General features: G+C 37.1%; 9 protein-coding genes and 1 pseudogene. 1 reads left to right on the top strand and 9 read right to left on the bottom strand.

Annotation, left to right across the window (positions count from 1 at the left end; all coding sequences use genetic code 11):
* Positions 1-248 precede the first annotated feature (248 nt).
* Complete coding sequence (locus LVD51_RS13630; RefSeq protein WP_236971940.1) at positions 249-1,280, top strand: agmatinase family protein; 1,032 nt, start codon at positions 249-251, stop codon at positions 1,278-1,280.
* Between the two features lie 7 nt (positions 1,281-1,287).
* Here the strand turns inward: LVD51_RS13630 and LVD51_RS13625 are convergent, their stop codons facing one another.
* From LVD51_RS13625 to LVD51_RS20020, 9 genes and pseudogenes are all read right to left on the bottom strand, one after another.
* Positions 1,288-1,740: a hypothetical protein gene (locus tag LVD51_RS13625; protein ID WP_236971939.1), complete on the bottom strand. Its 453-nt coding sequence runs from the start codon at positions 1,738-1,740 to the stop codon at positions 1,288-1,290.
* A 63-nt stretch (positions 1,741-1,803) separates the two neighbouring features.
* Complete coding sequence (locus LVD51_RS13620) at positions 1,804-2,250, bottom strand: hypothetical protein (RefSeq protein WP_236971938.1); 447 nt, start codon at positions 2,248-2,250, stop codon at positions 1,804-1,806.
* Positions 2,251-2,687: 437 nt separating this feature from the next.
* Complete coding sequence (locus LVD51_RS13615; protein ID WP_236971937.1) at positions 2,688-3,743, bottom strand: hypothetical protein; 1,056 nt, start codon at positions 3,741-3,743, stop codon at positions 2,688-2,690.
* Positions 3,744-3,822: 79 nt separating this feature from the next.
* Positions 3,823-4,014 (bottom strand): hypothetical protein, encoded by a 192-nt coding sequence (locus LVD51_RS13610; protein WP_236971936.1) that lies wholly within the window; start codon positions 4,012-4,014, stop codon positions 3,823-3,825.
* Between the two features lie 591 nt (positions 4,015-4,605).
* On the bottom strand, positions 4,606-6,300 hold the full coding sequence (locus LVD51_RS13605; protein ID WP_236971935.1) for a RagB/SusD family nutrient uptake outer membrane protein: 1,695 nt from the start codon (positions 6,298-6,300) through the stop codon (positions 4,606-4,608).
* A gap of 12 nt (positions 6,301-6,312) precedes the next feature.
* Positions 6,313-9,258: a SusC/RagA family TonB-linked outer membrane protein gene (locus tag LVD51_RS13600; protein WP_394803175.1), complete on the bottom strand. Its 2,946-nt coding sequence runs from the start codon at positions 9,256-9,258 to the stop codon at positions 6,313-6,315.
* 1,184 nt (positions 9,259-10,442) lie between these two features.
* Positions 10,443-11,567 (bottom strand): DUF6920 family protein, encoded by a 1,125-nt coding sequence (locus LVD51_RS13595; protein ID WP_236971933.1) that lies wholly within the window; start codon positions 11,565-11,567, stop codon positions 10,443-10,445.
* Between the two features lie 51 nt (positions 11,568-11,618).
* Positions 11,619-11,840 (bottom strand): annotated as a pseudogene (locus tag LVD51_RS20295) (IS30 family transposase); the annotation flags it as partial.
* A gap of 208 nt (positions 11,841-12,048) precedes the next feature.
* The gene (locus LVD51_RS20020) at positions 12,049-12,315 is read right to left on the bottom strand and encodes a transposase (protein ID WP_317207902.1); all 267 of its coding nucleotides are present in this window, start codon (positions 12,313-12,315) and stop codon (positions 12,049-12,051) included.
* Between the last annotated feature and the right edge of the window lie 198 nt (positions 12,316-12,513).

Below are 12,513 nucleotides of genomic sequence, written 5' to 3'. Positions count from 1 at the left end.
AGCCTAATCACAAAAGCCTAATCTCAACCGCCTAATCACAACCGCTTAATCTCAAGGCTATTGCCCTCTCCCCTAATTCCGCTCCATCTTAAATTCAACTTCTCACTATTTAACTATTAACCCGCAAAATCCTCCCCCCTCATATAATAAAATATTAACCTACATCTTATCAATATTCCCCACGTATATTAAAAAATATCTATACATTTAAGGCCCTTATTGTGAATATCATTATCAAAATATAAACTATGTCTACCCTAACCGACTACAGCCCTAATGGCCCAGGCATGAAAAACAATAATTTTATTGGCCTGCCTTTTACAAAAAGTAATGCAGATTTAATCTTTTTACCTGTTCCTTGGGATGTAACCACTTCCTATAGCGACGGCACTTCCCTTGGTCCACAAAATTTACTCAATGCATCTTACCAGCTGGACCTCATGAATTTACAGTATCCCAACGCCTGGAAAAAGGGACTATTCTTTGACAAAATAAGCAAAGACATATTTCAACGCTCACAAAAATGGCGCAAAAAAGCGAGTCAGTATATTCAACAACTAGAATCTGGGCAAGAAATCAATGCAGAGATGAATGACTTGGTCGATCAAATCAATCAAGAGTCACAGTATCTCAATGAATGGGTATATACCAAATCCAAAAAATATTTAGATCAAGACAAGCAAGTCATTCTAATTGGAGGTGATCACAGTACACCATTAGGTTATATCAAAGCGCTGGGCGAAAAACATGGAGATTTTGGAATCTTACAGATCGACGCACATTGCGACCTGCGCAAGGCCTATGAAAATTTCACTTACTCTCATGCCTCCATTATGTACAATGTATTGGAAGAAAACCCGCAAGTTAAAAAATTGGTCCAAGTTGGCATTCGAGACTTTTGTCCAGAAGAATACTCATATATCCAAAACAATGCAGAACGAATACACAGTTACTACGCTGAAAACATCAGCAAAGCAATGTTTCACGGTGAATCCTGGAATTCAATCTGCGACTACATCGTCTCGAAACTTCCTCCCAAAGTATACATCAGTTTCGATATCGATGGATTGGATCCTAGCCTTTGTCCACACACCGGCACTCCTGTTCCGGGTGGATTGCAATACTATCAAGCAACCTATTTAATCGATAAATTACAGGAGCAAGGACGTACCATCATCGGTGCCGATCTCTGTGAAGTAGCGGGTGATCCACATGAATACGATGGCAGTGTAGGAAGTCGATTGGCTTACCACATGGCATGCAATATGTTGGGAGAATAAAAGAAAGCTATAATGGAATTTTCACCCCAATCACAGGCATAGAAAGTATATCCATCGTTGATACAACTTTAAATTCATGACTTCTATACGAAACCCTGGAATTCAATGGACTCTTTTCCATCAATCCTATGTACATTTTAAGAGCTTTGTTTTGATTCTTATTTGACTTAACAAAAAAAGTAATACTCGTTACAATAAACCCAAGACCAATTAATGCGATAGCTTCTCCACCAGAAGACGACCTTGATATCCCTATAGGGAAGGTAACCGCACCTAATCCCATGGTAATACATGCTATATTTTCTTGAGTCTTACTTTTATCTAACAATGCGTTTCTGACTGCTTTAAGCTCAAGGTCTCTATAATTCTGACCATTCAAATTTATATGTAATTGAAAAATAAAAATTATGAAAATTGCTTTTAATAAAAAATAATTTGGACAACAAAATGAATTTTCCATAAAAAAAGTTTTAAACCCAATCAATACACGAATACAATTATTATATTTTTAAAAAATTCAATATCACCATATGTAAACAACTCTCCATCCTGGACCAACACCTAAACCCGGTAGCAAAGTAGATCTTTGTTGAATCCGAGGAGAAAATGGACTTATAGACATTAGTCCCAAGTCCATTTTAATAGCCTTGGATTGATTGTTACTACCGGCAATGTATAAACCTACACTGGTTCCCACCAAACCTAGACATACAAATTCTGGCCAGCTCCCCAAGCCCTGTATATTTGGATTATCAATGAGGGGCGTTATCAACACAGCAAACCCCATAGTCGTAATGGCCATAATTTTCTGGGTTTTCGACTTGTTTAACAATTGTTCAACGACCTCAGGCTTTATATCATTAGCTCTATGCATGGTCTGACCAGAAACTGTAAAAACGAAGTGTAATAGAATTCCTATAAAACCTATCTGGTATAAAAACTTCGACTGGTGGACTAACTTTTGAACCATAACTATTCATTTTACTAAATTCAGACACATAGCATACACTCGATCTGATGTATACAAATAACCATTCGCTGTATCTAATGCTACGCAAGCAAAACTATACTGAGTATGACTGAGCGTAGTTGATCGAAGAGCAACCGAATGTCCTAAATGGACATTCGGCGAAGGAACCGGAGCCACCGCGCTCCGGGTAAAACCGGAGCCACTGGCTCCGGCGTGACTACAACGTAACCAGATAGATATTTAACCACTTCTCTCCGACGTGACTATACTTTAATTCGGCAGAGAAATTTATGAAATCTCACCATGCTCCAGAGGATGAAGGAAGACGACCACTGTGTCGTGTCAAAGCTTCATTATTATCGAATGCTTAATCAATCGGCAAGCCTAGTGCTAGGTTCCATCAAGCTACTTCTTTCACACCTATATCCATCAAAAAACTACTCCCGCCCCTGCCCAAACATTTCTTTTCTTTGACTGAGAAATTTCTGATCAAATGAGTCTACGGTCTGTATATCGTCAACTACCTCTATATATTTTTTACCTGCAATAGAATTCATATATTTCAAATTTATATACTCAGTAGGATCTTCTATAATCTGGTATTGACTTATTCTTTTAAAACTTCCACCTAGGTTTCTAACAAAGTAGTACGCCGTTTTTAGAATCAATGTATCTCTATAGGGAACGTGTAAAACTTCAGAGACCAACACTTTGTCTTTCCAATACAAGGATGACTTCATCACAGCATAATTTTCTTCATCGATCAATAAGGTGCCACTATCGTAATAGCCTTCACCTTTGCTTTGAAAACCGATGATGTGCACCTTTCTCCCAAATTGTTCTACTTGACCAATATATTGCCAATCAAATTTTCCCAGTTTCAACCTTTTCAGATGATCATCCTTAAGCCGAAGGATGGGGTCGAATTCCATACTGAATAAAGAAGTCAAATATTCACTTGGCTTAAAATTCTTATCCTGCTTAATATAGTATCGACTATTTTGAAAAAAAAATGAAAAATCCTGATTACTATTTTGCTTTAATACCCCATTATAATCCTCTATCGTTTGCAGTACATCTTGTTTATCATATCCATCGATAGTGGTCTGAAATTTAAAATACTGAGTTGAATTACTGTGATTGGCCTTAAGCCTGCGAATACAGTTCTTCATTATGTCGAGCGCCGTTTCCCCAAATACATGTACTTCATCTAATTCGAAAGGTCTTGACTGGAGAAATATCGTATCTAAATGAGACGAGCTACCACATAAAAATCTTTTCTTTTCATAGGAGATGTGACTCATTTCTAAACTATCTTTAAAAGAAATGGACTCAGGCAGAATAAACAATCCTGCTTCGTTCGATACCACACTTAGATGTGGTTGACTTACAGGATAGACATAGGCATTGGAAACAGGAAGTGATCTTTCATTATCCCAAAGAATTCCTTGAACAACATTGACTTGTAATATGAGCAGTAGTAATACATGCATAGTATATCCTGTTTAAAAACATTCAATTAATTTCACTCCGAGTCCTTTCGAAATAAGATTATATCACTTTCATCCAATATCAGTCTAATTGTTTTACAGCAACCAAAACTGCTGCTGTCGCAGTAACTGCCTTCACCACGGTTTCTACCCAACATCCAACTTTACACCAACCTCTTTCACCTATTTTATTCCCATTTTCATCAGTATGTATTTCTTGGCAATGAGCAATACAACTTGCCGATCTTGATTGTAGACCAAAATAATTGGACATAAATTGGGGAGTTAAGCCTGTGTTAAAAAAAAACATTGGAAGTCATTTCTAGTCTAATCCATTTTTTACTTGAATTATACGAGATTCAACTATAATAACCTTTCGAATCAATATTTCTATTTACTGTCGTCGATATCTTCATTAAGTTTAAAGCTTGTAAATTCATTTCAAAACATTTACAATCAAATATTTACAGCTTCTATTTGGGGAGGGATCTAATTTTTTGAAATAATAGACAGGTGTCTATTTAGAAAATTATCTTCTATTTTTCCAAATGTTATTTTTCTAGAATCAACAAGACCAATTACTACAATATACATAAATTTTTCACATTTTCATACACATCTACTACAAAATACATTACACGGCTCAGTAGTACATAAAAAAGTATTCTTTCGACACAACCACGATACTTTTCTCAAAAATTAAAAGAAATTCAAGGTTAATAAAACACCAATTCAAAAATAGAACCTCTCCATCTTCTAATCCACCATTTTTCCAATTCGAATATCAAAAATGGCTTTGATTGAATCTTCAAAGCCATTTCTCAATTATTCTTCAAATTCTAATCCCTTTAGCTAATCCTTTCCCTTAATAGCTCGGATTCTGAACTAAATATCCATCTAGATTAGAAGCACCATCGATGGCTGTCTGCGGAATTGGAAAAATTCGCTTCATGGGATCGGAATTGGTTTTCTCAGTCCACGTCCCTTCATATTCTCCAAATCGGATCATATCACTGCGACGCAGATGTTCCCAATAAAATTCAAATCCCCTTTCCCGATACAATAAATCGAGGTTCATTTCCGTCATAGTCGGTGGAGGCGTACGACTGGTTCGTGCAGCCCGCACTGTATTCACCGCAGCCAAAGCCCCCGCCACATCATTGTTTTTTCGCAACAAGGCTTCAGCTCTCATCAGATACACATCAGCCAATCTCAATATCACAATATCGGCCTCGCCATTGTTTCTTCCGGAACTAGATACAGAACTAAATTCATATTTTTCAACTCGATACCCCGTACTATAATCACTCCCTTCAGCCGTAAAATCAATATTCTCAGTAAAAAACACAAATTTGTCGGGGCGATTTCTACTTAAATTGGTCAAGGCCCCAACTTGGTATTTGCCATCTTCACACTGCAAGAATACACCGCCTTCACGAATCAGTCCATATTGTTGACCTCGAAGGATTCCTCTATTAATTTTAAAATCTTCAGCGGTCAAACAAGTGTCTCGTCCCGTACTGTAAATTTCCAAATTTTGCAGATGAAATCGGGGATCTATCGTGGGATCAGCTGGAGCGTAAGCCTCTACCCAAGTCTGATAGAAATCAGATGTAATACCGGGACCATCGGTTCCATTGGCACTCGGAAATTGAGCTAGTGGATATTGATCTCCTGAAAGTGAAAAATAAGCCATGCGATTGTGGCCATTTAGGTCGGGGCGTTGATCGATGGCAAAAATCAATTCTGGATTGTCGTGATTGTTGTTTCCAAAAATGTCAAAGTAATCATTGGACAACTGATAATCTCCAGAAGCAATAATCTCATCACAATAATCGATTACTTTGTCTAGATCTTCATCCTGAAAAGCAATGTCTACGGCATAGCGATCCCGATAGACCGCTGCATTGAGGTGCAACCGCGCCAAAAGTCCCTTCAATCCCAACTGAGTCAATCGACCAGGACCTACTTGGGATTTATTCTGAAGATTGGGCAAAACTGCTTCAAATTCTGACTGAATATAATTTAATGCGTCCACACCGCGCAACACCTCAGAAGTATTTCCCGGATCATCCTTTTTGAATGACAGACCGTAAAGATCCAACAGCATCATATTGTAGTAAGCTCTCATCCCTCTAGCTTCCGCTATATATACCGTCGTGTTGCCATCGGCGATATCGGGCAATGTATTCATCGCCAAAACAGCACGCGACAATGACTGTACAATATCATCCCAAGTATTGCGCACATTGGCTGAGGTACTGGAAAAAGTATGTCGGTGCAATTCGAGATAGATACCATTGTCTCCCCAATCCGTTCCTCCTCTATAAGGCAATATGGCTTCATCCGTACTAATCTCTTGTAAAGCAAAATAATTGGTATGTCGATACATATTGGGCAATAGAGCATAGACAGGAGCAATTATCCCATCGGCGGCTTCTTTATCCGTCAAAGTACTGGTCAATGACTCATCCAAAACCACTTCTTTCAAATCCGTACACGAAAGCAGTATGGTCAACAAACCACATAAAATCAAAAGTTTATATAATATATTTCTCATTTTTTTAAATTTTTATAAACCAATGGAAAGTCCAAATAAAAATGATTTTGCCTTGGGATAACTCAAATAATCAACCCCATATGATGAAATGCCATTGATGGCTCGATCGGTATTTACGTCGGGATCAAAACCATTGTACTTGGTAATCAAGAAAAGGTTTTGCCCAGTCAGACTAAAACGCAAATGCGATACCCAATCTCCAAAACCCAACTTCCTAGTATCTAAGTTGTACCCCAGGCTGAGATTATTTAATCTAAAAAAGGCAGCATCCTTGAGATATCGAGATGAGACAGGAGCCGAATTATTAATTGATTCATTCTCAAATTCAATGGCTTCTGGAATAGCATTTAGGCCTTTGGACAATCTCAATTTATAAAAATTGGCATTTGCCGTATTGTCGTACACCATATTGCCTGCGACACCATTAAAATTAACAGCTAAATCGAATCCTTTAAAAGCCAAGCTGGCGTTGATATTGTAGATTTTATTCGGCAGAGCCGTTTCGGAAGCCACTCTATCGTTATCGCTGATAATTCCATCGCCATCAATGTCTCTAAACACCGATTCTCCTATTTCGTCGAATCCAATAAATTCTTTTAAATAAAATGATCCAATCGGCCTACCATTAATATAGCCATTGATAGTGGCAGAAGTAAGACCAGGGCCAGAAGCTGCGCCTGAGGGAATAACGGTATAAGGAGAATTGGTCACTTCATTATCTATAAAAGTAATATTTCCACCCATCACAAAACTAAGATCATTGGTCAAAGTTTTCCTATAATTGAGATCCAATTCAAACCCCTTATTCGATATCTCCATATCGGGAACATTGGTCCAAAACGTTCCTGCAGGCTGTACGGGATCGGAAGGAATCACTTCCAACAAAATGTCTTTTGATATTTTGTTAAAATAATCCATGCTCCCCTCAATGGCGCCATTAAATAAAGCAAAGTCTAAGCCTATATCGGTTTGTGATGAAACCTCCCACTGAATGTCGGGATTGGCGAGTCGAGAATAAGTCGTACCCGCAGGATAACTGGACGAACTGTTCAGCGGATAACTAGATGACGAAGAAATAGAGGAATTAAACGATGCCTGGGTGATTTTAGGTGGAATTTCTTGATTGCCCGTCAAGCCCCATCCTGCTCTAATCTTAAGATCCGTAAATATACTGCCCTTTAAAAACGCCTCCTCCGACAAACGCCACCCCAAGGAAAAGGACGGAAATACTCCATATTTATTATTATCCCCAAATTTAGACGACCCATCGACTCTCAAGGTAGCTGTTGCTAAATATCTGTTATTGAACTGATAATTTACTCTCGAAAAAAATGATTGTAACTCATTGATAATCGCAAACCCCGATGGCTTATTATTAGCTAAATCCAATTCTTGCCCCAAACCAGGATTATACACAGGATCAATCCCATTTATGGGAAAAGTATTGATGCTAAAACTTCGACCAGTTAAGTCAATCTTTTGATAAGAATGTCCAATGAGAGCACTAATCTGGTGAATAGAATTGGAGAAACTATAAGTTAAATAATTCTCAATCAACTTATTCAGATTGCGGTTGGTATTGTTTTGAAAACGCCCCAATCGCAGGGGTTCCTCATTGGGCTGGTCTTGAAAATCTCTCGAAGTATTGGAAAGATCTACACCAAAATTCAATTTATATACCAGACCTTCAATAATGGTCAAGGAAGGGGAAATATTCCCTAATATTCTCGTTGTACGGGTAAAATCCTGACTCAATTCATTGGACAACAAGGGGTTGGTGCCATCTAAATAGTGATATATGGAACCATCCGGATTATATGGTATATATGTTGGATTCGCCGTCAATGCATCGGCTATCATACTTTGGACAGGTGGGCGATCGTTTTTGGTTGATGAGGCCGTCAAATTGACATCTACACTTAATTTATCTTTAAGCAAGATTTGATTTAGATTCACTCTACCCGAATACCGATTGAGTTGACTACCTATGAGAATTCCCTCTTGATCTTGAATACCAAAAGATCCAAAATATTTAAGTTTAGCCGTTCCTCCACTGAGTGATAAATTGTGATTTTGGGTTATAGCCGTTCTAGAAATTTCTTTTTGCCAATCCGTATTTCCTCCTTCATCGATAAATTGTACGCCCAATGCATTTAAATTGCGGCGAAACTCATCGGCTGAAAATACATCGATGGGATTGGCGAGGGTTGACAATCCGACATTGGCAGAGTAATTGAGTGCGGAACTGCCTTCCTTGCCTTTTTTGGTTGTAATCAATACCACACCGTTGGCTCCTCTCGATCCATAGATCGCTGTAGCCGACGCATCCTTAAGTACATCAATGGATTCGATATCATCGGGATTTAAGAAACTTAACGGATTGGTCGCAGAACCGATAGAGGAGTTATCTAGAGCAAAACCATCAATCACAAACAAAGGCGTACTCCCTGTTCTTACGCCGCCAGGCCCTCGAACCGTAATATTCAATGGACTTCCGGGCTCACCACTACTGGCATTGACATTGACGCCAGCCACTTTGCCTTGTAGCAATTGCTCTGGGGAGTTGATTATTCCTTTATTAAAATCTTCACTTTTCACCGATTTAGCCGATCCAGTAACATCTTTTGTTCTAGTCGTACCATAACCTACCACCACTACCTCATCCAATAGTTCAGAGTCCGATTCCAAGACAATATACAAGACGGTTTGGTCAGAGACCAATACTTCTTGGCTTTTATAACCTATATAAGTAATCAATAAGACGGCATTTTCAGCCACATTTTCCAAGGTAAATTTTCCTTCAAAGTCGGTAGCCGTTCCATTGGTACTGCCCTTGACCAATACATTAACACCAATTAATGCATTGCCTTCGACATCGACGACTTGACCTGTAATAGTCTTATCCTCATACACTGTATTAATGGGATTTTCAGTGGACCACTCCAAACTCGTATTCATGATCCTTCCTCCTGTATGACCTACTGCCCAGACCAAGCAAGTAAACTGCAGACAAAATATCAATCCTATACAGCGGTATTGATTTTTCAATAAAAACAATAGACTCCTACACATAATTATTGCATTTAAATAATAAATTAACCTTTTATGTAAAATTTCTAATACACCATATATTGATCTTTAAACACACCAAAACTTCAAACAACAATACAATCAAATATTAATTTCACTACACATTAACACACAACACCAATCAATAATAAAGCAAATCGAAATACATAAAAATATAAAATACAATTTTAATTTATACAATAAAACAAAACACATGATTTTAACATATAAGCTCATAAACAATAAATATTAACTCCATTGTTTAACTAAATAAAAATTCTCCCTAAATCTAGGACTAAATAGGCAGTGACATTTTAGTGGAGATATAGATGAGGTATAATGATTTAATTCGTCTGAGCAATCGATGATTAACTTGTATAAAACTAAGAGGTATATCTTTATCAACTAGGTAAAAAAACATAGCTTACACATTTTAAATTAACCTAGTAAAATAGGGGGAGAAATGGGAAACCGACACTGTGGACGACACCACTAATAGGAATTACATTTTATAATGACGGAAAAGATTTCGAGAATATTTGAAGTTTGACGAGGCTATGACTGAACAAAATTGCTCTTTGAGCAATCAAAGGTCGTAAATCGACCTGTGGTGAAGGAACCGAGGCCAGCCAGCCGAGGGTGGGTAAGCCAGCATAGCCGTAGCTACGGCGAGTATTTTAAACAAAGTAAAACTTCTAATAAATCGAAAGATAACCGAGTAAAGTACGAAGTACGGAAGGTAGTAAATCTACCTTCAACGAGGGCACCACGACCTCTGAGTCGTGGGTGGGTGAGCTTATCAATTATAAATGTAATTCGTATAAATCCTTAACAGCACTCTGAACATTGATACGCCAATGACCTCCTTGTAATTGAGCTAGACAATACTATCCTACTTATAGAATTATATTAAATTGACCATATAGCCCCAGCACAACAAATTGAGGTTAAAATATAGAAAGAAACTCAACTAACCACCTTAAAATATAGTGGTACTGACTAAGGGTATATAATCGTTCAGTTAAGTGCAAAGTTTGGCACGAGGACAACCCTTGAATTAATCACTGATTCGTCTATTTTTTATGTGTATTGTTAGCCACTGGCATTTCAACCACGTTGTATTTAATATCCGTTATTTTCAATTTTAACCAAGTCCATTTACCGCTCTCCAATTCCCAACTTGCTTCGCACTCAACAGGTATTTTTATGCCATTCCTTTCTTCGGTTTTGGTCGCAGTTACAGTCCATTCGGTAGGTTCGGCATCGTTTGAATCTTGGTAACGCATTGCTACGAATTTTTCAAAATTGCCGTCTATATCAAAATGAAATACGCCTGAACCTTTTGTTCCATTATATTCCATTGTTGCTCTGGCAGAATTGTCGTTTATAGCCTCCCATTTTATATATTCACTCAAAGACGCTGATGGGAACCAAACGATTTCCGCCAAATATCGTTGCAACGTTGCCTGATTTACCTTTTCGTCATTTTTTGCATTTGCAACAGGAATAATTGATAGAAGCTTAATTGTCATCTCGCCTTTACCGTCTTCAAATTTGTCTCGACCCGCAACACTCAATATTGAATTCATTTCAGTATTAATATTCCAATTAAACGCCGGTGGTTGAATAGTAAAATATTGCTCTGCCGTGCCATTGTTCCAAGTTGTTTGTTCAGGCTTTAATTTGAGTTGTAGTTCTTGAGTTAAATAGACGTTAGAAATTAATTTTTTATCAATAATTCCGCTATTACTCAACCATTTCTGAACATTTACTGGTAAGTCAAGCAATGATTTTCCGGTAACAATATTTTGGTTTTTGAGTTGTGAATTTTCAAATTGAGTTATTCTTTCTCCTTTAATTTTTTCTTTAAAGTTGAAACTTGAATATCCAATAATTGTTGCTAATAGAATAATTACGTTTGCTATAGTGCCAAATTTTGCATCAACCCAATAGTTTATGATTAAGAACTGCGAAAGGATTACTCCAACAATTCCGATAATCCACCAATAATTATATTGAGCAATTAATAGAACTACAGTAATTGCAAATAAAACAAAGGTCAATAACCATACAATTCCGAATGCCTTGGTAATCGAATGTGAAATTGCATTGAACTCGGATATGCCAAATGCTTTCAGAAATCCAAAAAAATGGATAACTCCGTGTAATGCAATCAATATTGTTAAAACTATTCGCATTGGTGCATTCAATGTTCTAACGCAACAAAGCGTTGTTAAAATTAATTGATACTAAGCTACATTTTTAAATTCAAATCTCAAGACTTCTTTAGGGGTTTTGTAACCGATAATTTTTCTTGGTTTATTGTTGAGTTTTTGTTAAAGTTTTAAGAGCTGTTTTTTGCCTATTATATTAAAGTCTTTTCCTTTAGGGAAGCCTCTTCTAATGATAGCGTTTGTATTTTCATTAATTCCTCTTTCCCAAGAAGAATAGGGGTGTGCAAAGTAAATCTTCATTCCTGTTCTTTAAGTTAAATAAGGTCTACTAATAAATCCTAAAATCACTTCAAATAATTTCTAGACTTGACTTTATATGGTTGGGCTGAATCAGGACCAAAATGTTTTCCAAAAAGATTTGTATTATAAAATTAATCCTCTGATCTAAATCATTGGTTTGTCTGCGGATAAATTGACTTAAAAAGAGCTTTCACTTCTTCCACAACTAATAGATATTCATACTAATAGCTATCAAGCGCATGTAAGCCTTACTTGTTTCAGCGTACTTCATTCTTATTTTATTTATCCCATATTTCAATTTTCCAAGACCAAATTCACCCACAATTTCACGCCTTTTATTTTGCCGTTTTTTTGCAATATCTTTTTTCTTCATGTTATATCCTTTGGGGCGTTCCAGTTGAACTCCATAATGTTCGAATCCTCTTTTCTTTAGCATTTTACGATTTTCTCGAGTTAAATATATTTTGCCCACAATTACACTTTGAGGATAATCGACATCGTTGATACAAATCCCTAGACAGAGATATATAGTTGATATGATTGGAGTTGAGACAGATAAGGAATCCAATTAAAAAAGCAAAAACCGCAATTTTTGAGACTGTTCAATTAAGTGTGTCTACTTATCTTAGCAAACTATGAAAAAAGAGAAGAAAAACGAGAAGGAAATACT

The organism is Membranihabitans marinus (assembly GCF_021729155.1).
Taxonomy (GTDB): domain Bacteria; phylum Bacteroidota; class Bacteroidia; order Chitinophagales; family Saprospiraceae; genus Membranihabitans; species Membranihabitans marinus.
The sequence above is the reverse complement of the archived record's forward strand: the minus strand, read 5'-3'. Positions and strand labels throughout refer to the sequence as shown.